The following is a 20204-nucleotide window of genomic DNA, read 5'->3' as shown; positions in this document are numbered from 1 at the left end:
CAAACGCTCCTTCAGGCCTGCGGCGCCAGCGCCGGAACCTCGCTCCAGAGCTGGGCCTGCAGGCCGGCAATCAGGGGCTGGGGGCGATAGGTCCGCGCGCCCAGCCGGGCAGCCGGCAGGATACCGCGCAGGCTGCTGCAGACGAATACGCCGTCAGCGCGCTCGATGTCCTGCGGCAGCAACTCGCCGATCTCGACCTCGGCGCGGCTCAAGACCCAGTCGCGACAGATGCCGGCGATGCCGGCGGCACGCAGCGAGGGCGTGCGCAGGCGGCCGCCGCGCAGGGCGAACACATTGGCTGCGGTGGCACAGGTGACGCGCCCCGCCGTGTCGAGCATCAGCCCCTCGGCCGCGCCGGTGTTTGCGAGTTCGGCGCGCGCCAGCACGTTCTCGATGCGATTGAGGTGCTTGAAGCCGGCGAGGCGAGGCTGGAGCGCGAGCCGCGTCGCGCACCAGCGCAGACTGACACCCTCGAGATAGTCGTTGGCCACCAGCGGCGGCGCCGCATGCAGGCTGAGGATGCGCTGGCTGCGCGCACCGGGCTCGGGCGCATAGCCACGGCCGGCGCCTTCGCGCGCCAGCAGGATCTTCAGCACCGCGCGCTGCTGGCCCGCGCACAGCTCGCCCGCTTCGAAGGCCAGCAGGTCCGGATCGGGCGCGCGCAGGCCCAGAGCCTCGCAGCCACGGCGCAGGCGAGCCAGGTGCTCGGCCAGCCAGACCGGCGCACCGTCCTGCACCAGCAGGGTTTCGAACAGGCCGTCGCCATAATTGAGCGCACGGCTGTCTACGCCGACCGCATCGGCGGGCGCGCCGTCGATCAGCACGCCGAGGCGCATCAGTCGCGGCGTCCGACGTGGACGGGCGCAGGCTCGGGCTGCGGGCGGTGGGCGAGGTTGTCCATGGCCTCGGCAGTAGACAGGGCCGCGGGCAGCGCGTCCGCGGCCTCGGCCACAGGATGGGCGACGGGCCCCTGCCCCGACGACACCTGCGCAGCCATCGCGCGCAGCACGCCGTGCGGAGCGTCTTGATCGAACGCGCGCAGCACGCCGCGCGCTTTGGCCCGCGTCTCGGCCAGCTCGGCCGCGGGCTCGGAGTCGACGACAATGCCGGCGCCGGCGCGAAATCCCGCCTGCGCGCCGCGCAGCCACAAGCTGCGAATCAGGATGTTGAGGTCGAGGTCGCCGCTGCGGTCGAGATAGCCGAGCGCGCCGGTGTAGGGGCCGCGGCCCTCGCCTTCGAGCTCGGCGATGATCTGCATGCAGCGCACCTTGGGGCAGCCGGTGATGGTGCCGCCCGGAAATACGGCAGCAATCGCCTGGCCCGGCCCGACCTCGGGCCGCAGCCGGCCGCGCACATTGCTGACGATGTGGTGCACGTGGGCATAGCTCTCGAGGCCCATCAGCTCGTCGACTTCGACGGTGCCCGGCACGCAGACGCGGCCCAGGTCGTTGCGCTCCAGATCGATCAGCATGATGTGCTCGGCGCGCTCCTTCGGGTGCCCGATCAGCTCGGCGCGACGGCGCGCATCGTCCAACGCATCGTCGGGCTGGCGCGGACGCGTGCCGGCAATCGGTCGCGTCTCGGCCACACCCGAGCGCAGCGACAGCAGTCGCTCGGGCGAGGAGCTCAGCACCGCCCAGTCCTGCCAGGCCAGCAGACCCGCGAACGGCGCCGGGTTGGCTGCGCGCAGCCGGGCGTACAGATCCGCTGGCGCGGGTGCGGCGTCGAAACTCACGCGCCAGGGCCGCGACAGGTTGACCTGGAACACGTCGCCGGCACGCAGGTAGTCGAGGATGCGGCGCACGCCGGACTCGAAAGCAGCGCCATCGGCTTCGTCGAGCCGATGTGGGGGCAATGCGGGCAGTGCGCGCGCCGCCGGCATGGCGTCCGCGGTCGCGAGCTGCGCTTCGGCAGCCTTGGCCCAAGCGCGCTGCAGTCGCTCGGTCAGGGCTTGCGCCTGCGGATGATCGCCCTCGACCACGGCCTGCGCCTGCCCAGTTTCGCGATCGCGCAGGATCGCCGCGCGGCAGCGCAGGGCCAGTGCGATCGGCAGACCGCCCGGTGCAGCAAGCCTCGGCACGCTGGGTTCAATCTCGGCGGCGAGTTCGTAGCCCAGCAGCAGTGCCCAGCCGCCGCCGAAGGGCAGGCCATCGCTGCGCGCAGGGGTGCGCGCTTCCGCGAAGGCGCGGTCGAGCTGGTCCAGAAAGCCGCCCGCCAGAATTCGACCGTCGAGATCGCGCAGCACGCCGTCGGCGCCCAGCGCGAAGCCGCCTTCGGGCGCGGCGAGCAGCAGGTCGTAGCGGGCGCGGCCGCCCTGGGCCGCGCTCTCCAGCAGGCAGGGGAAGAAGTCCGGCTCGGCCCGATGCAGGTCGAGCAGATCGACAGCGTGCAGATCAACCGCGGCGGGCGGCAGGACGCAGTGCATGCGGGACGCGCCGAGCCAGGGTGTGCCGGCGCGTCAGACGCGCCGGAACACCAGGGTGCCGTTGGTCCCGCCGAAGCCGAAGCCGTTCGACATCGCGACCTCGATCTTCGCCTCGCGCGCCACGTTGGGCACGTAGTCGAGATCGCAGCCCTCGCCGGGCTCGTCGAGGTTGATCGTCGGCGGCACCAGGCCGTGGTACAGCGCGAGGATGCTGAAGATCGCCTCGACACCGCCGGCCGCGCCCAGCAGATGACCGGTCATCGACTTGGTCGAGCTGACCAGGGTGCGGTAAGCGTGGTCGCCGAAAGCGCGCTTCATCGCCAGGGTTTCGGCGAGATCGCCCAGCGGCGTCGAGGTGCCGTGGGCGTTGAGGTAACCGACCTGGTCGGCATTGATGCCGGCATCGCGCAGGGCTGCGATCATGCAGCGCGCGGCGCCTTCACCGTCCTCGGCGGGCGCGGTCATGTGGTAGGCGTCGGAGCTTGCGCCGAAGCCGGCGAGCTCACAGTAGATGCGCGCACCGCGGGCCTTGGCGTGTTCGTACTCCTCCAGCACCAGTACACCGGCGCCGTCGCCCATGACGAAGCCGTCGCGCTCCTTGTCCCAGGGCCGCGAGGCGCGGGTCGGGTCATCGTTGCGGGTGGACATGGCCTTCATCGAGCAGAAGCCGGCGACCGAGGTCGGGCTGCTGCCCCGTTCGGCGCCGCCCGCGACCATGACGTCGGCATCGCCGTACTGGATCAGGCGCATTGCCATGCCGACCGAATGGTTGGCGGTGGCGCAGGCCGAGACGGCCGAGAAGTTGGGGCCCTTGATGCCGGTCAGGATCGACAGGTGGCCCGAGACCATGTTGATGATCGTGCTCGGCACGTAGAAGGGCGAGACCTTGCGCGGGCCGCCCTCGAGCAGACGCGCGGTGGTGTCCTCGATGCCGAGGATGCCGCCGATGCCCGAGCCGATGATGGTGCCGATGCGCTCGGCATTGGCTTCGCTGACTTCAAGGCCCGAATCCTTCAGCGCCATCAGGCCGGCGGCGACGCCGTAGTGGATGAAGGGATCCATCCGCTTGGCTTCTTTGGCCGGAATGTAGGCGGCAGGGTCGAAATCGCGCACTTCGCCGGCAATGCGCGTGGCGTACGCGCTGGCGTCGAAGCTGGTGATCGGGCCGATGCCCGAGCGGCCGTGGGAGATGTTGTCCCAGGCAGTGGCGAGATCATTGCCGACCGGCGAGACGATGCCCATGCCGGTGATGACGACGCGACGCTTGCTCATGCTGGCTCCGTGCCGGCGCTCGTCGCGCCTGGCTGATGTTCAGTGGCCGACGCGTTCGCGCCGACGGAAAACGGATGCGGGGGTGCCGCAAAAGAAAGCCGCCCCGTCGGACGACGGGGGCGGCCTCTTCAAACGCTGGCGAAGCCCGCCCTGCGGGCCTCGCGCGGCAGCAGCATTACGACTTGACGTGAGCCTTCACGTAGTCGATGGCCTGCTGCACGCTGGTGATCTTCTCGGCGTCTTCGTCCGGGATCTCGCACTCGAACTCTTCCTCGAGCGCCATCACCAGCTCAACGGTGTCGAGCGAGTCCGCGCCCAGATCGTCCACGAAGGAGGCGTTGGGGGTGACTTCCTCTTCCTTGACGCCCAGCTGTTCCACGACGATCTTCTTGACGCGCTCTTCGATGCTGCTCATGGGGTTCTATTCCTCCGGGAAACTCGGCGCATTGTAGTGGGAACCGCCAGACCGCACCAAGGCACGATTCCGGCCACCCGTCTGCGCCCGACGGGCTTTCGATTCAATGTCTTGCAACTTTCCCCGCACGCAGTCGGCGTGCTCAGGGCATATACATACCACCGTTCACATGCAGGGTCTCGCCGGTGATGTAGCTGGCGAGCGGCCCGGCCAGGAAGGCCACCGCATTGGCGATGTCCTGCGCTTCGCCCAGGCGCCCCAGCGCGATCTGGCCAAGCAGCGCGTTGCGGGCGTCTTCAGGCAGCGAGCGGGTCATGTCGGTATCGATGAAGCCCGGGGCCACCACGTTGACGGTGACGCCGCGGCTGCCGATTTCCTTGGCCAACGACTTCGAGAAACCGATGATGCCGGCCTTGGCGGCCGCGTAGTTGGCCTGCCCGGCATTGCCGGTCACGCCGATGACCGAGGCGATATTGATGATGCGGCCCTTGCGCGCCTTCATCATCCCGCGCATCACCGCCTTGCTGGTGCGGAAGACCGAACTCAGGTTGGTGTCGAGGATGGCCTGCCAATCCTCATCCTTCATGCGCATCAACAGGTTGTCGCGGGTGATGCCGGCATTGTTCACCAGGATGCCGATGGCGCCGAACTCCTTGCCGATGGCCTCGATCAACGCTTCGACCTGGGCGCCGTCGGCGACATCGAGCACGCGCCCCGTGCCGCCGTGCGGCGCCAGGCGCTCGCTGATGGCGGCCGCACCGGATTCGGACGTGGCGGTGCCGATCACCTTCGCGCCCTGCGCGGCCAAGGTGTCGGCGATGGCCGCACCGATGCCGCGGCTGGCGCCGGTGACAAGCGCGATTTCACCTGCGAGTGGCTGGTTCATCCGATTCTCCGTTCGATGTGGGCAGGGCGGAGAGGCTTAACGCTCGCCCCAGCCGTTCAGCGCGTCCTCGAAGTCGGCGACGCTGCCCAGGGATTTCGATTCGACACCACGGTCGATGCGCTTGATCAGGCCACCGAGCACCTTGCCCGGGCCGCATTCGACGAAGCGGCTGGCGCCGGCGGCGATCATCTGCTGCACGCAGTCGGTCCAGCGCACCGGCAGGTAAAGCTGCCGCACCAGCGCCGACTTCAGCGCATCGAGATCGGCGGCGATGCCGGCGTCGACGTTGTGCACCAGCGGCAGGCTGGGCAGGCGCAGCGGTGTGGCCTCGATGCGCGCGGCCAGGGCATCCGCCGCCTCGCGCATCAGCGGGGTGTGCGAAGGCACGCTCACCGCCAGCTTGACCGCCTTGCGCACGCCGCGTTCGGCCAGCGCCGCGATCGCCGCGTCCACCGCTTCGGCGTGGCCACCGATCACGATCTGCCCGGGCGAGTTGTAATTGGCGGGAACCACCACGCGCTCGGCCGATACCGCCGCGCAGACCTCCTCAACCACCGCATCGTCGGCGCCCAGCACCGCGGCCATCGCGCCTGTGCCGGCAGGCACTGCGGCCTGCATCAGGCGGCCGCGCTCGCGCACCAGCGCGGCGGCATCAGAAAGCGAAAGGGAATCCGCAGCCACGAGGGCGCTGTATTCGCCGAGGCTGTGCCCGGCAAGCCGCGCCGGCAGGCCACCGCCCTGCGCGCGCCACAGCCGGAACAGGGCCACGCTGGCGGCCAGCAGCACCGGCTGGGTGAACTCGGTCTGGTTGAGACGGGCATCGTCAGCCGCGGAGGCGATCGCCCACAGGTCGACGCCGGCGCCGGCCGAGGCTTCGGCGAAGCTCTCGAGCACGGAGGGATGGCGCTCGGCGAGATCGACGAGCATGCCGGGCGACTGCGAACCCTGACCCGGAAACACGAAGGCGGTGGCGCTGGAACTCACGTGCGTTTGGCTCGGCTGGCCCTGGAAGGCCGCGCATCATACGTGAAGGGTATGGCGACCTGTCTGTACCGGGGCGTAGGGTGCCGGTCGGGTACGAGAACCTTGGATCAATAGCGGACCAGCGCCGAGCCCCAGGTGAAACCGCCACCGAAGGCTTCGAGCAGCAGCAGCTCGCCGCGCTGCACCTTGCCGGAACGCACCGCTGCATCCAGCGCCAAGGGCACAGATGCGGCCGAGGTGTTGCCGTGGCGATCGACGGTCACCACCACCCGATCCATCGACATGTCGAGGCGTTTGGCGGTCGCGCTGATGATGCGCAGATTGGCCTGGTGCGGAATCAACCAGTCGAGGTCGCTCTTGTCGAGGCCATTGGCCTGCAGGGTTTCTTCGACCACCGCGTCCAGCGTCTTCACCGCGACCTTGAAGACTTCGTTGCCGGTCATGTGGATGCGCAGGCCGGCGTTCGGCTCGCCGGGCTTGAAGCCCTTGGAGACACCGACCTGGGTGGCCAACAGGTGGCCATAGCCGCCGTCGGCATGCAGGTGGGTCGACAGGATGCCGGCCTCCTCGCTGGCTTCGAGAACGACAGCGCCGGCGCCATCACCGAACAGTACAGCGGTGGTGCGATCATCCCAGTCGAGCATGCGGGTCAAGGTTTCCGCGCCGATCACCAGGGCCTTCTTCGCCATGCCGCTGCGGATCATCGCGTTGGCCGTGCCCAGCGCGTACATGAAACCCGAGCAGGCCGCATTGACGTCGAAAGCAGCGCAGCCGTTGGCGCCCAGACGGTGCTGCAGCAGGCAGGCCGAGGACGGGAACACCAGGTCAGGCGTGGTGGTGCCTAGGATCAGCAGATCGATCTCGCTGGCCTTCACCCCTGCCGCTTCGAGCGCCCGCAGCGCGGCCTGCTCGGCCAGGTCTACCGTGGTCTGGCCCTCCGCGGCGACGTGGCGCTGGCGGATGCCGGTGCGCTCGCGGATCCACTCGTCCGAGGTCTCGATGCGCTGGGCGAGTTCGTCATTGGTGACGATGCGCTCGGGCAGGTAGCTGCCCGTTCCGAGAATGCGAGCGAAGGGCATCGGGGTCTCCTGGGTGGAAGCTGGTGTGAGGCGGTGATGGGGAGCACGGGCAGCGCCCGGACGCTTCGAGGATCGCGGTGCGAGCCCGGGGCGACGCTTGTTCGGCGGGTCGCGAATGATGACGCCATCGGTCCAGCACGGCCAGCGGCAAGGGTGTCCCCAAGCCCGCCCCGGCGCGGACTACGGCGCTGAGCACGCGCTCCGTAGACAGCGGGTGAGCAGCGCACGGAGCGCGCGGCACGAATTCCGGGCACGACAAAAGCGGCAGGCCTTGCGGCCTGCCGCCTTGGGTCACGCGCAATGCGGCGTCCGCACGCGGACGCTTGACGCCTTACTCGGCGTCGACCGCCGACTTGACGTTGATGACCTTCTTGCCGCGGTAGAAGCCATCCTTGGTGATGTGGTGGCGCAGGTGGGTCTCGCCCGTGGTCGGGTCGGTCGCCAGCTGCTTCGCGGTCAGGGCGTCATGCGAACGGCGCATACCGCGCTTGGAGGGGGTGACGCGGCTCTTCTGCACTGCCATGGGGGTTCTCCGGCTTCAATCTTCGGTGTTGCGTTTGCGTGTCTGGGGCAAGGCTTTGCGGCCGCGCCCCGCGTGGGCTGTGGAGCACGCGGCTCCGTCAGTTCTTCTTCAGTGCCGCCAGCGCCGCGAAGGGATTCGGCTTCGCTTCCGGCTCGGCCTCGGCCGCCCCGGCCAACTGCGGGGGAAGCTCAGCGTCCGGCCGCGCCGGCACCAGCGGCAGTGCAAGGATCAACTCGTCCTCGATCAGGTCGCGAGGGTGCAGCTGGCGATCTTCCGGCAGCAGCAGCGGCTCGTAACCCTCGGGCAGACCGGCTTCGTCGGACTCCTTGCGGATCAGGCCCAGTCGCTGCAGCACGTCCAGCGGATGCTGGTAGGGCTCCAGGGTGCGCTGGCAAGTCAGCCAGGGCGCGCATTGGGCGCGAATCTCAAGAAACTCTACGCCGACCGCGTCACGCCCGAACTCAAGCGCATACGCGACCTCACCGTCGGCGCGCTCCAGCGCTTCAGCAAAGCGCGGCAGCATCGATATCGGCAGGCTGCCCTCGAAGCAGCGCCGACCCGACAGCATGCGCGCGGCATCGACCGTCTCGGGCAGGTTCGTGGACATAAGCGCGCCATGATAGGCGGCGCATGCGCGAGCGTCAAACCCGGGCGGGGCGCACAGTTCGCCACTCCGCCTCGCGGCGTCAGCCCGGGTTTCGTTGCCGCGGGGGAAGCGCTTGGTTCAGACTCGGCCGCCCCCCCTGCCGCCCTGGATACCTACGGCGTGGAATTGATCCTTGCTGTGTTCGCCGCCTTCGCCCTGATCGGCATGGTCGCCTGGATTCCCTTCCAGCGGGCGGCCAGCCGCCAGCGCGCCCTGATCAGACTGCTGGAAGGCGCCGACGAGATGGAGCAGCTGCTGCACCGCACGCGCGAGCGCATGAGCGCGATGCAGGCCGTGGTCGGACGCGTGCCGGCCGACATCGGCGCAGTGGCGCGGGCCTCGCTCGACGCTGACCAGCGGGTGCAGCAGGCACTGCGCGATCTGCTCGAGCACCGGCTGTGGATTTCGCGGCACGGCGCCACCGCCAGCCTGCAGGAGCTGAAGCAGGCGGAAGCCGCCCTGCAGCGGGCGCGCGCCACCATCGCCAGCCAGCTCGAGCGTCTCGAGAGCGCAGGCGCCGAACTCGACGGCGCCACCCAGGCAGTGATCGAACAGGCCGCGCGCGAACCCGCCGCCCTGCGGCGCTCGCCCGACTGAGGCCGCGGCGCCCTCAGTCGGCGATCTGCAGCTTCGCCATCGGCAGTACCCGCGCCCGGCCATCGGGCCCGATCAGGCGCAACGACAGCTGACGCGTGCCGCGCAGCGTGGCGGGCACCTCGACGTCGGCCTCGATGCCGACCCGCGGATGCCGCGGATCGTCGGAGCTCGGCCACTGCGCCAGCACCCCGGGGAAGTCGAGGTCGCTGCGCGCCTGCGCCACCAGAGCGCCGTCGAGAAGCACCTCGACCCGCGCCAGCCCATCGACGTCGCGGATCGCCCAGCCTGACAGCGGGAAGCGGGCCGGCACGCGCTGGCCATCGAGTGGCGTATCGAGATAGGCCAGCGGCGCCAAGCGGCAGCGCGACCCCGCATCGGCGCGCTGCTCGAACAGCAGATAGCGCAGGGCGCCGCCGTGCAGCTGGACCTCGTCGACCCAGCGCAGGCCCGGCAGACGCGCACACAGCTGCTGCTGCCAGGGCTGGCGGGCACCCAGGCCGAGCGCGGTCTCCTCGACGACCACCAGACGCGCAGCGTCCGCAACCGGTAGCCACGCGGATTCGTCCTGTGCCCACAGCGCCAGCTGCCGGGCACGTCCGTGCTTGGCGTTGCGCGCGTGATCGAGCACGCCGAAGCCGGCGTCGCCGCCGCGCGACTGCACCAGCCGCGCCGCCAGCAGGAAGTTGTCGGCAATCACGCGGGTATCCGACGGCAGCATCGCGAGGCGGGCCTCAAGGGCGGCACTGAGGGCGCTGATATCGGTGAAGTTGTCGGCCAGATCGATGCGCTGGGCCAGGGCGGCGCGCCCCGAGGGCAGGGCCAGCAGCAGGCAGAGCGTCCAGACAGCCGCGCTACCGGCGCCCAGCAGACCCCACGTCCAGCGGCGCAGCGCCGTGCCCGCCTCGGCGAGCCGACGGGCCAGCAGCGGCAGCAGGGCCAGCTGGCCGACCAGCGGCCAGTGGAAGGACACCCGCTCGCGATCAGCGAACAGGCCGATCAGGAACAGCCCCAGAAGCAATCCGCCACCGGCGAACGCCAGCAGGGCCGGTCCGGGGGACTGCACACGCTCGCGCCAAGCGCGCGGCAAGGCCAGCAGCATGAGCAACCAGGCCAGCGGCGTGGACAGCAGGGCCTGCTCGATCGGCACCGCCAACGCCACCGGCTGGAAGGCCCAGGGATGGCGCTCGACGAACTGGAAGCGCCAGCCGGCCTGCTCGCCGCCGGCATCGAAGAGCAACAGCGGCAGCCAAGCAGCGAGCCCCAGGAGGCCAACCGCCCACAGGCGCAAATCGCCCAGCAGCCGGCGCGCCGAGGGCACACACAGCACGGCCAAACCTCCGGCCGCCAGTACGGCCAGGAAGCGGTAGTGGGTCAAGGCGCCCAGCACCAAGCCCAGCAGCAGTTCGACCAGCGGCGGCGCCACCGCGGCGAAAGGCGCGGCGGTCCGCAAGGCCTGCAGACGCAGCAGGGCATGCAGGCACAGCGCAGCCGCCATCAGCAGCGGCGGCTCTGGCAGGGCCAGCAGGCCGTTGATCGACAGCAGCGGCAGCAGCAGGGCCAGCAGCCCGGCCTGCCAGCGCCACGCGCCGAGCCCTGCGGCGTCGGCAATTCGCATCAGCTGCAGCGGCAGCACGGCGCCCAGCAGCAGGCTGGTCAAGCGGATGCCGAGCTCCGATTCCAGCAGCATGCGTCCCAGCAGGATGCCCCAGGCGGTCAGGCCAGGCAGGTCGGAGTAGGCCCAGGCCGGACGCCGCGATTCCCAGGCGTAGAAGGCCTCGTCGCCGAACAGCGGCAGCTGCGCCGCGAGCAGGGCGCGGCCCAGCAGCAGCAGCGCCCAGCCGCCCCAGAACAGGCGCGGCAGCCAAGCGGAGGGGGCGGACATTGAGCCATTCATGCGCATGCCGCGCTCACTGCTGCGGGTCTACACTCCGGCGCTTCCGCGATTTCGATCGTCTGCTCCAAGGACCTGCCCATGCCCGCCACTGCCCGAACGGCCGCGATCCTACCCGAGGCGAGCCGCAGCGCTCTGAGCGCCGCACTCGCCCAGGTCAACGGGCTGGTGCTGGGCAAACCGCGAGAGGTCGAGCTGGCCTTCGCCTGCCTGCTCGCCGGCGGCCATCTGCTGGTCGAAGACCTGCCGGGTTTGGGGAAGACCACGCTCGCGCGCTCCCTGGCGGCCACCCTTGGCCTCGAGTTCCAGCGCCTGCAGTTCACCGCCGACCTGCTGCCCTCGGACATCCTCGGCGTCTCGGTCTATGAAGCGGATCAGCGCGCTTTCCGCTTCCATCCGGGCCCGGTGTTCACCCAGCTGCTGCTGGCCGACGAGATCAACCGCGCACCGCCGCGCACGCAGAGTGCGCTGCTGGAAGCCATGGCCGAGCAGCAGGTCACCATCGATGGCAGTTGCCATGCGTTGCCTCATCCCTTCTTCGTGATCGCCACCCAGAACCCTGTCGACCTGTCGGGCACCTTTCCCCTGCCCGACTCCCAGCTCGACCGCTTCCTGCTGCGCCTGTCGATGGGCTATCCCGAGGCCGAGCATGAGCGCGCCATGCTGGCCGGTGCCGATCGCCGCGAACTGATCCAGCGCTGCACGCCCAAGCTGTCGGCGCAGGACGTGCTGGCCCTGCGCGAGGCCGTCGGCGCCGTGCATGCCTCCGAGGCCCTGATCGACTACGTGCAGCGCCTGCTGGCGGCCAGCCGCAATTTCGTCGGCCTGCGTGTCGGCCTGTCGCCGCGCGCCGGGCTGGCCCTGCTGCGCGCGGCCCGCGCCCACGCCCTGCTGGCGGGGCGCGCCCACGTGCTGCCGGAGGACGTGCAGTCCCTGTTCGTTGAGGCCACGGCGCACCGACTGGTGGTGGAATCCGGCCGCGGCAGCGCCGAGGAGCTCGCCCGGCGCCTGCTGGCCTCGGTGCCGGTCGAGGCCTGAGGGCGCCACGCATGCGCGCGCTGGCCGCCCGCACCTGGCGTTTCGCGCAGGCTCAGGCCGAGCGCCGCCTGCCGGCGCTGACCCGCCTGCGCGAGACCGAGGCGCTGCCGATCGAAATCCACCGCCGGCGCATCTATGTGCTGCCCAGCCGCTTCGGCCTGTTCTTCGGCCTGCTGCTGGCGGTGATGGGCGCCGGCGCCCTCAACTACAACAACAACCCGGCGCTGATGCTGGTGTTCCTGATGGCCTCCAGCGTGCACACCGCCCTGCTGCGCGGCTGGCTGGGTCTGTCGGGTCTGCGTCTGGTCGAAGTGGGCGCAGCTCCCGTGCATGCCGGCGAAACCGCCGAGCTGCGCCTGCGCTTCGTGGGCGAGGGCCGACGCGCGCGGCGCGGCCTGTGCCTCGAGCGCGAGGGCCGTGCACGGGTGTTCGAAGTGCTGCCGGAGCGCCAGGCCAGCGCGACCCTGCCCTTCGCCACCACCCGCCGGGGCCTGCATCCCGTCGGCCGCATCAAGCTGTCGACGCGCTGGCCGCTCGGCCTGTTCGTGGTCTGGAGTTGGCTGAACCCGCAGGCGCAGGTGCTGGTGTATCCACGACTCGAGGACCAGCCACCGCCCCTGCCTGGCGACGGCGCCAGCAGCGGCCTGCGCCGCCAGCGCAGCCCCAGCGAGGAGGTCCACGGCCTGCGCGAGCACCGGCAGGGTGATCCGCTGCGACTGATGGCCTGGAAGCGCAGCGCCCAGCTCGGCAAGCCGATCGTCCGCGAGTTCGAAAGCCCGGCCGGCCTCGAAGTGCGGCTCGACTACGCCCAACTGCTGCACCTGCCGCCCGAGCAGCGCATCGAGCGGCTGGCCCGCTGGCTGGTCGAGGCCGAGCGTCGCGGCCTGGTGTCCGAACTGATCCTGCCCGGCGAGCAGATCGGCCCCGGCCGCGGTGAGGCCCACCTGCACGCGGGCCTGCGCGCCCTGGCCCTACTGCCGTGAACGCGCTGGCCGCCCGCTTCGGCGCACTGCTGGGCCGCGAAGCCGCGCGCCCGCGCCTGCCGCTGCCGGTGTTCGGCTGGTGCGTGGCCGCCGGCCTTGCCGCCTTGCTGCCGCTGGGGCTGCAGTTGAGCGGCTGGCTCGGGCCGCTGCTGGTGCTGCTGGGGCTGGCCGGCGCCGGCGCCGGCCTGCGCGGCGCGCACATCCCGGCCTGGCTGCGCCTGCTGCTGACGCTGGGCGTGGCCGGCCTGGTGCTCTACGTCTACGGCTTCAAGTTCGGCCGCGATACCGGCGCTGGCCTGCTCGCCACCATGCTGGCGCTGAAGCTGCTGGAGACCCACACCCTGCGCGATGCGCGCGCCCTGCTGAGTTTCAGCCTGTTCGCGATCATGGCGGCCTTCCTGCAGGACCAGGGCCCGCTGACCCTGCTGCTGGCCCTGCTGTCGGCGGTGCTGATCCTGACCGCGCTGGCGCGGGTCAGCGAGCTCGAAACCGGCAGCCCCACGGAAGCTCCCGGACTCTCGCGGCGCCTGCGCGCCACCGGGCTCCTGATGCTGCTGTCGCTGCCGCTGGCGGCAGTGGGCTTCCTGCTGTTCCCGCGCCTGCCGCAGCCGCTATGGGGCCTGCCGGACAACGCTGCCGAAGCGCGCACCGGGCTCAGCGACACCATGGCGCCGGGCGACATCAGCGAGCTCTTCATCGACGACAGCCCGATCCTGCGCGCCAGCTTTCGCGGCCGCCGGCCGGAACCAGCCGAGCTCTATTGGCGCGGGCCGGTGCTGAGCGAGTTCGATGGCCGCACCTGGCGGCTGTCGATGTGGCTGCGCGCCTTTGAGGCGCCCGCGGTCGAGGAAGGTGCCGAATGGCTGGACTACGAGCTCGTGCAGGAGCCTACCGACCGCCGCTGGGTGATGGCGCTTGACGTGCCGGGCGCCCCCTTCGAGCAGAGCCCGACCAACCCGCTGCGCCTGAACCGCGATCGCAGCCTGATCGCACGACGTCCGCTGGCGGAGGTCAGCCGCCATCAGCTGCGCTCGGCGCCCTTGGCCAGCTTCGATGCGGCGCTGCCGCGCACGCTGCGCCAGCAGTACGTCTCCCTGCCCTCCAATTTCAATCCGCGCACGGCCGAACTGGTGGCGGGCTGGCGCGCGAGGGGGCTGGACGAGGCCCAGCTGGTGCAGGAGGCGCTGGACCGCTTCAACCGCGAGTTCACCTATTCGCTGACGCCGCCGCCCCTGGGCCGCGACAGCGTCGACGAATTCCTGTTCGAGACCCGAGAGGGGTTCTGCGAGCACTTCGCCTCGGCCTTCACCGTGATGATGCGCATGGCGGGCATCCCGGCGCGAGTGGTGACCGGCTACCACGGCGGCTTCTACAACCCGCTGGGCGATTACGTGGTGGTGCGCCAGTCCGATGCGCACGCCTGGAGCGAGATCTGGCTGCAGGGCCGCGGCTGGGTGCGGGTCGATCCCACGGCAGCGGTCGCGCCGGAGCGCATTCTCGATGACGGCGGCCTGGCCAGCCGCGAGCGCGGGCGCTTCGATGGACTGGGCGCCCTGCTCGACGCCGCCGACTGGCTGCGCCACGGCTGGAACACCCTGGTGCTGGGTTTCAATGCCGCACGCCAGCGCAGCCTGCTGCTGAGCTTCGGCATCGATGCCGGCAATTGGCGCGAGGTCGGACTGGCGCTGGCCGGCGCCTTCGGCCTCGCGCTGGCGCTCACGCTCTGGCTGGTTCTGCGCGGCGGCCCGCGCAACGCCGATCCCATGGTGGCCGCCTGGCTGCTGTTCTGTCGTCGGCTGGCGAGGCTGGGTATCGAGCGCGCGGCCGACGAGGCGCCGCTCAGCTTCGGACGCCGCGCGGCGGCAGCGCTGCCCGAACAGGCAACAAGCCTGATCGAACTCAGTGAGGATTACAGCGCCCAGCGCTACGCTGGCGAGGCCGATGACGCACGGCGCACGCGCCTGATCCGCGAGCTGCGCGCCTTCCGCCCGCGGCGCCCTCGATCACCTGCCTCTTCCTCCGCATTCCCAGGAGTCAAGCCATGAGTCCACGCCTTCGATTGCTGCCGATTGCATTCGCCGCGCTCGCGCTGGGCGCCTGCGCCTCGGCACCCAAGCCCATCCGCGGCGAGTTCAGCGCCCTGAGCCCGGAACAGGCCAGCCAGCAGGGCACGGCGGGCGCCAGCGTGCGCTGGGGCGGCAGCCTCATCGCCGTCGAGCCCGAGGCCAGCCGCACCTGCTTCACCGTCCTCTCCCGCCCGCTGCGCTCGGACGGCAAGCCCCAGACGCAGCGCGAGGCCACCGACGGCCGCTTCATCGCCTGCCGCAGCGGCTTCTACGACCCGGCCCTGTTCGCCGAGGGGCGCGATGTCACCGTCACCGGCCGGATCAGCGGCTTCGAACAGCGCGCGGTCGGCGGCTACGACTTCAAGTACCCGCGCCTCGACGCCGAGGTCGTGTACCTCTGGGAGGAGCGCGAGGAACGCGTCGACCCGCGCTACGCCTATCCCTACCGCTCGCCCTACTGGGGCCCTTGGTGGCGGCCGTTCTGGTGAATGCCGCCCGGCGCTGAAAGCAAAAACCCCGGCCTCAGGCCGGGGTTTTTGCCTGTGCATGGCTTGCGGTCAGTGGTGATCGGACAGCCGGGCGATCCAGTCCAGCCCGCTGGCGTAGCCGCCGGGTACGCCCTTCACCGCCACCGCCACCGCGTTGTGCGGATGTAGGCTTTCGTAGTGGGAGGCACGCACCCAGAAATCGGCGATGCGCTCGTCGGCGTTCAGCGCAGCCTGCATGCGGCGGGCGGCGTCCTCGCAGAACATCAGGTTCTCGCCGTTCAGTAGGGCGAAGGCCTGCTCGTCCTCGCGCTTGACCGCCGACTGCACCGGCGTCTTCAGCGCGTCCTCGATACGGTCGATGACGTCGATGATCGGGAAGTTGGCGAAGGACGGCAGCAGGCGCACGCGCACCTCGGCCGTCGAGCGCTGGCTGTGCGGCGTCGCGCGAATACCGCGCTCGGTGCCAAGCCAGGCCAACACGGACTCGCGATCAATGCCGGCACCGGCCGGGAAGTCAGTCTGGAACTGCTCCTGGATCAACTGCCGCGCCAGCGCCGCCGAGCAGGGGCAGGTGCTGGAATACGGAATCTGCACCGACAGCTCCACCTGGAACTGTCCGTGTTCCATCAGGCCGGTGATCACGCAGGGGTAGCTCTTCCAGCCCGAGTTGTCGCTCTTCAGCGCCCGTCGGCGCACCAGATGCTCGAATTCGACGCGCACGAACGCGCGATCCGACAGGTCCGCGTGCGACTCCAGAAAATCCTTGAGCAGGCGGCGCAGGCTGGTCGGCGACAGCGCCTCGTTCGACAGGGTCTTGTCGACGTGGAGATACAGTCGCGACATGTGGATGCCGCGCACGTCCGGTCGCTTGAGGTTGACGAAGGCAGTGACGCGCGCCCCCGAGGTGACCGTCTGCCCTTCGGCGTTGGCCACGCTGACCGGCACTTCGATCTGCCCCATGCCCACCCAATCCAGCACACCGGCGACGGCGGGCTTGGCTTCGGAGGCGATGTCGGGCATTGCGCGCACGGTGTTGTCGGCAATGGGTGGGGACACGGGGGTCTCCTCGTAATCGGTCATGGGATGGGCCGGCTGCACCTTAGGTGGGGGGCTGTCGCCTTCACGTCAAGCCTTCACGATCGTGCATGCACATTTGCCGCCGATCGGAAGGCACCACGGCGCCGGGCAGGATCGGCGTACCAGGGACTGCGGACGACTATACCCGCCTCAAGCTGAGTGCTCGCGCACGCTCGCGACAACACTGTGTCGCGCGACGCCCGCTCAACCCGGCAGCGGCGCACTGCCCCGGGCGGCGCGCCACAGCGCCAGCATCAGGCCGAAACCGCGCGGCGCCGCGGGCTCGCCGTGCCGGACCAGCCGCTCCAATTGCCAGACCAGCACGGCGGTCTGCAGGGCGCGCGGCCGCGCGCTACGGGAGCGCATGGATGGCTGCAGGGCGCGCAGCTCCTCCGCGAAGTCACGGGTGAAAGCGGCGCGCGGCGCGCGCTTGTCGGGCTCGGCCAGATGCGCCGGCGCGAGGCCATGACGGGCCAGCAGGTTGCGCGGCAGCCGCGCCTGCGCGTGATGGCCGATGGCTGCGCGCTGCTGACGGCGCAGCAGCAGTTCGATCGCAATCATCGACTCCGCGCTGTCGCCGCCAAACAGGGCACGCTCGAGCTGATCGAAAGCGGACGCCAAGGGACGCAGCGCCGTCAGCGCCTGCTCGACCGAGCCGGGCGCCAGCTCGCGCTCGACCAGATCGAGGGCAGACAGCGGCAGCGCCCGCCAAAGCGATGCGTCCGCGGCGCGCGCCGCCGGCAGATCGAAGAAGGCCTGCACCAGCGGATGGCGCCCCTCGCCGCGGGCGCCGCGCTCCAGCTCCTCGGCCCACCAGCCAAGCTTGGTCTGGGCGATGAAGGGCTCGGACAGCTCGAAGCAGGCCTCCTCGATCTCGTCCTGCAGCGCGTACCAGAGCGCGATGCGATCGCGCTGCGCGGCCGGCAGGAAGATCGTTTGCAGTGCGAGTTCAGGACGACGCGATTCGAGCTTCTGAAGCTGCGCCTGCAGGCTGGCCTCGCTCATGCCGCACGCTCGCGCAGCAGGGGCTCGTCCAGCAGGTGCACAGGCGCGCTGATGACCCGCTGCGCCCCCCAGGCACCAGGCGGATGGGCCGGATCGTAATAGCCCCAGTCGACGGCGATGCCGCGCAGCCCGGCCGCGTGGGCGGCCTCGATGTCACGCGGGTCATCGCCGAGGTAGAGGCTGGCCGCGGGCGCGGCCTCGATGCGCCGGCAGGCCTCAATCAAGGGCAAGGGATGCGGCTTGCGCTGCGGCAGGCTGTCGCCGCCGATCAGCACCGCGCAGCGCGGCAACAGGCGCAGCGCCTCGCAGAGCGGGCGCGCGAGGCCCTCGGCCTTGTTGGTGACGATGCCCCAGCGCAGACCGCGGGCTTCGATGGCATCGAGCAGGCTCTCGACACCGGGGAACAGGCGCGAGTGTGCAGCCACGGCTTCGGCATAGACGCCCAGGAACTCGGCCAGCGTGGCCTCGTCCTCGGGGGTGAAGCCCGGCAGTGAAGCGCCCAGCATGGCGCGCGCGCCGCGCGAGACGAAGGGCCGGAACGGTGCCATCGCGAAGGCCTCAAGCCCCCGCCGCGCGCGCAGCACATTGGCCGCATGCAGCAGGTCGGCGGCGCTGTCCACCAGCGTGCCGTCGAGATCGAACAGCACCGCGCCACGCTCAGCCACGGCCGCTCTCCGGCTTGACTGCGCAGGCGAGGTAGTTGACCTGGGTGTGCCCACCCACCGTCGCCGAACGGGTCAGAGGGTTGTAGTGCAGACCGCTGACGTCTTCGAGTTCCAGCCCCGCGCCGCGGATCGCGCCGGCCAGCTCGGAGGGGCGGATGAACTGCGCGTAGCGGTGGGTGCCGCGCGGCAGCAGACGCATGACGTATTCGGCGCCAAGGATGGCAAGGCCGAAGGCGGCAGGCGTCCGGTTGAGCGTCGACAGGAACAGCCGTCCGCCGGGCTTCAGCAGGCGCGCGCAGGCCTCAACCACCGAGGCCGGATCGGGCACGTGCTCCAGCATCTCCATGCAGGTGATCGCGTCGAAGCGCGCCGGGCATTCATCGGCCAGCGATTCGACCGACTGTTCGCGATAGTCGACCTTGAGGCCCGATTCATAGAGGTGCAGACGCGCGGCCTCCAGCACTTCGGGCGAGAGGTCGAGCGCGGTGACGCGGGCGCCACGCGACGCCAAGGCCTCGGACAGCAGCCCGCCGCCGCAGCCGACGTCCAGCACCTCGGCCCCGTCCAGCTTCACGCGCGCGGCGACATAGCCCAGACGCGCGGGGTTCAAATCGTGCAACGGGCGGGCCTCGCCGTTCGGGTCCCACCAGCGTGCGGCCAGCTGGCCGAAGCGCGCGAGTTCGGCGGGGTCGACGTTCTCGCGGCGCGAGCGTTCGTTCACAGCAGGCAGGTTCATCACAGACTCCAGAGCGCGGGCCGATCCGGCGGTGCGGGCTCAGTGGCGGCGCGGGATCGCGGCGATCCGCGTACGCCATTCGGCCACGCGCGCCATCAAGGCTTCGAGATCGACATCGACCAGCTGGCGATCGCGCAGGCGGGCGCGACCGTTGATCCAGACGTCGCTGACCTGCTGGCGCGCGCCGGCGTAAACCAGCTGCGAGATGACGTTGTAGAAGGGCTGCGACTCGGGCTGATCCAGATCGACCAGCACCAGATCCGCGGCCTTGCCGGGCTCGATCGAGCCGATGCGGTCTTCCATGCTCATCGCCCGGGCGCTGCCCAGGGTGGCCATGCGCAGGGCGCTGGGCGCATCGAGGGCGGCAGCGTCCATCGCCACGCCCTTGGCCAGCAGCGCCGCGGTACGCATCTCGCCAAACATGTCGAGATCGTTGTTGCTGGCGCAGCCGTCGGTGCCCAAGGCGATGTTGGCGCCGGCGCGACGCAGGGCCTCGATCGGGCAGAAGCCCGAGGCGAGCTTGAGGTTGGACTCGGGGCAGTGGCCGATCGACACGCCATTGGCCGCGCATAGCTCGATTTCCGCCGGCGTCAGCTGGGTCATGTGGATGGCCAACAGCTGCGAGTTCACCAGCCCCAGCCGCTGCAGGCGCGCCAGCGGGCGCTGGCCATACTGCTTGATCGAGTCCTCGACCTCCTGCGCGGTTTCGTGCACGTGGCAGTGGACGACCAGGCCCATCTGGTCGGCCAGCAGGCGGATGCGCTCGAAGCTGGCGTCCTTGACCGTATAGGGCGCGTGCGGCACGAAGGCGGTGTTGACCAGGGCATCGGAGCGCAGGGCGTCGTGCAGTTCGAGCGCCTTGTCGAAATACTCGTCGTCCGAGGCCGCCCAGGCGGTGGGAAAGTCGATCACCGGCAATCCGACGCAGGCGCGAAAGCCCATCCGCCGGTAGGTCGCCGCGGCCGCGTCGGGGAAGAAGTAGTTCTCGTTGCAGGTGGTGGTGCCGCCGCGCAGCATCTCGACCACCGCCAGCTCGACACCGCAGCCGACGAACTCGCGGCCGATCACCGCGCCCTCGACCGGCCAGATGTGCTCGTTCAGCCAGGTCATCAGCGGCAGGTCGTCGGCCAGGCCGCGCATGAGGGTCATCGGGTTGTGCACGTGCACGTTGACCAAACCGGGAATCAGCGCGGCTTGGGGCCGGCTGACCGTCTCGCGCGGCGCGTAGCGCGCGCGGGCCTCGGCGATCGGCAGCAGCTCGACGATGCGGCCGGCGTCCACCGCCACGGCGTGCTGCTCCAGCACCACCGCGTGCGGTTCGACGGGGATCACCCAGCCGGCTTCGATCAGCAGGTCGATCTCACGCATGCACTCCGCGCCTCCTTTCTGGACTCCATGGCCCCGATAGCACCGACCCGGCGCGGGGCC

At 70.4% G+C, this 20204-nt stretch carries 20 protein-coding genes; 5 read left to right on the top strand and 15 right to left on the bottom strand.

The window, feature by feature from the left end:
* Positions 1-11: 11 nt before the first annotated feature.
* The 9 genes from pabC to BLP83_RS00320 form a co-directional block, all read right to left on the bottom strand.
* The gene (gene pabC, locus BLP83_RS00360) at positions 12-836 is read right to left on the bottom strand and encodes an aminodeoxychorismate lyase (protein ID WP_091237519.1); all 825 of its coding nucleotides are present in this window, start codon (positions 834-836) and stop codon (positions 12-14) included.
* Positions 836-2425 carry an aminodeoxychorismate synthase component I gene (locus BLP83_RS00355; protein ID WP_091237517.1) on the bottom strand — a complete coding sequence of 530 codons (1590 nt, stop codon included), beginning with the start codon at positions 2423-2425 and terminating at the stop codon, positions 836-838. Before BLP83_RS00355 ends, pabC begins: the two co-directional genes overlap by 1 nt.
* Positions 2426-2458: 33 nt before the next feature.
* Positions 2459-3697, bottom strand: coding sequence for a beta-ketoacyl-ACP synthase II (gene fabF, locus BLP83_RS00350; protein WP_091237515.1), 1239 nt, complete (start codon positions 3695-3697; stop codon positions 2459-2461).
* A 175-nt stretch (positions 3698-3872) separates the two neighbouring features.
* Positions 3873-4112, bottom strand: coding sequence for an acyl carrier protein (gene acpP / locus BLP83_RS00345; RefSeq protein WP_091237514.1), 240 nt, complete (start codon positions 4110-4112; stop codon positions 3873-3875).
* 142 nt (positions 4113-4254) lie between these two features.
* Complete coding sequence (gene fabG, locus BLP83_RS00340) at positions 4255-4998, bottom strand: 3-oxoacyl-ACP reductase FabG (protein ID WP_091237512.1); 744 nt, start codon at positions 4996-4998, stop codon at positions 4255-4257.
* A gap of 36 nt (positions 4999-5034) precedes the next feature.
* Positions 5035-5982 (bottom strand): ACP S-malonyltransferase, encoded by a 948-nt coding sequence (gene fabD, locus BLP83_RS00335; RefSeq protein WP_091237510.1) that lies wholly within the window; start codon positions 5980-5982, stop codon positions 5035-5037.
* Between the two features lie 107 nt (positions 5983-6089).
* Positions 6090-7061, bottom strand: a complete 972-nt coding sequence (locus BLP83_RS00330) for a beta-ketoacyl-ACP synthase III (protein ID WP_091237508.1) — start codon at positions 7059-7061, stop codon at positions 6090-6092.
* A gap of 331 nt (positions 7062-7392) precedes the next feature.
* Positions 7393-7584, bottom strand: a complete 192-nt coding sequence (gene rpmF / locus BLP83_RS00325) for a 50S ribosomal protein L32 (RefSeq protein ID WP_091237506.1) — start codon at positions 7582-7584, stop codon at positions 7393-7395.
* Positions 7585-7681: 97 nt separating this feature from the next.
* Entirely contained in the window at positions 7682-8191 is a 510-nt protein-coding gene (locus BLP83_RS00320) for a YceD family protein (RefSeq protein ID WP_091237504.1), read from the bottom strand.
* A gap of 159 nt (positions 8192-8350) precedes the next feature.
* Between BLP83_RS00320 and BLP83_RS00315 the strand changes: the two genes are divergently transcribed.
* The gene (locus BLP83_RS00315) at positions 8351-8827 is read left to right on the top strand and encodes a hypothetical protein (protein ID WP_143006501.1); all 477 of its coding nucleotides are present in this window, start codon (positions 8351-8353) and stop codon (positions 8825-8827) included.
* 13 nt (positions 8828-8840) lie between these two features.
* Here the strand turns inward: BLP83_RS00315 and BLP83_RS00310 are convergent, their stop codons facing one another.
* A complete protein-coding gene (locus BLP83_RS00310; protein WP_143006500.1) occupies positions 8841-10709 on the bottom strand; it encodes a glycosyltransferase family 39 protein in 1869 nt (622 codons plus the stop codon).
* A gap of 90 nt (positions 10710-10799) precedes the next feature.
* On the opposite strand from BLP83_RS00310, the gene BLP83_RS00305 reads away from it, so the two are divergent.
* The 4 genes from BLP83_RS00305 to BLP83_RS00290 are packed head-to-tail and all read left to right on the top strand — an operon-like array spanning position 10800 to position 15293.
* Entirely contained in the window at positions 10800-11756 is a 957-nt protein-coding gene (locus BLP83_RS00305) for an AAA family ATPase (RefSeq protein WP_091237500.1), read from the top strand.
* An 11-nt stretch (positions 11757-11767) separates the two neighbouring features.
* Positions 11768-12739: a DUF58 domain-containing protein gene (locus tag BLP83_RS00300; protein ID WP_091237498.1), complete on the top strand. Its 972-nt coding sequence runs from the start codon at positions 11768-11770 to the stop codon at positions 12737-12739.
* Positions 12736-14784: a transglutaminase TgpA family protein gene (locus tag BLP83_RS00295; protein WP_091237496.1), complete on the top strand. Its 2049-nt coding sequence runs from the start codon at positions 12736-12738 to the stop codon at positions 14782-14784. The genes BLP83_RS00300 and BLP83_RS00295 overlap by 4 nt, the downstream gene beginning before the upstream one ends.
* On the top strand, positions 14781-15293 hold the full coding sequence (locus BLP83_RS00290) for a Slp family lipoprotein (protein WP_091237494.1): 513 nt from the start codon (positions 14781-14783) through the stop codon (positions 15291-15293). Before BLP83_RS00295 ends, BLP83_RS00290 begins: the two co-directional genes overlap by 4 nt.
* A 69-nt stretch (positions 15294-15362) precedes the next feature.
* Here the strand turns inward: BLP83_RS00290 and folE2 are convergent, their stop codons facing one another.
* The 5 genes from folE2 to BLP83_RS00265 all read right to left on the bottom strand — a co-directional run bounded on the left by folE2 (position 15363) and on the right by BLP83_RS00265 (position 20144).
* A complete protein-coding gene (folE2, locus tag BLP83_RS00285; protein WP_091239351.1) occupies positions 15363-16313 on the bottom strand; it encodes a GTP cyclohydrolase FolE2 in 951 nt (316 codons plus the stop codon).
* Between the two features lie 261 nt (positions 16314-16574).
* Entirely contained in the window at positions 16575-17375 is an 801-nt protein-coding gene (locus tag BLP83_RS00280) for a squalene/phytoene synthase family protein (protein WP_091237492.1), read from the bottom strand.
* Positions 17372-18040 carry a phosphoglycolate phosphatase gene (gene gph / locus BLP83_RS00275; RefSeq protein WP_091237490.1) on the bottom strand — a complete coding sequence of 223 codons (669 nt, stop codon included), beginning with the start codon at positions 18038-18040 and terminating at the stop codon, positions 17372-17374. Before gph ends, BLP83_RS00280 begins: the two co-directional genes overlap by 4 nt.
* Positions 18033-18776 carry a bifunctional 2-polyprenyl-6-hydroxyphenol methylase/3-demethylubiquinol 3-O-methyltransferase UbiG gene (gene ubiG / locus BLP83_RS00270; protein ID WP_091237489.1) on the bottom strand — a complete coding sequence of 248 codons (744 nt, stop codon included), beginning with the start codon at positions 18774-18776 and terminating at the stop codon, positions 18033-18035. The genes gph and ubiG overlap by 8 nt, the downstream gene beginning before the upstream one ends.
* 39 nt (positions 18777-18815) lie before the next feature.
* On the bottom strand, positions 18816-20144 hold the full coding sequence (locus BLP83_RS00265; protein ID WP_091237486.1) for a TRZ/ATZ family hydrolase: 1329 nt from the start codon (positions 20142-20144) through the stop codon (positions 18816-18818).
* Between the last annotated feature and the right edge of the window lie 60 nt (positions 20145-20204).

The organism is Aquimonas voraii (assembly GCF_900101825.1).
Lineage (GTDB): Bacteria > Pseudomonadota > Gammaproteobacteria > Xanthomonadales > Xanthomonadaceae > Aquimonas > Aquimonas voraii.
Note: the sequence above shows the minus strand (reverse complement) of the source record. Positions and strands in the feature narration are given on the sequence as shown.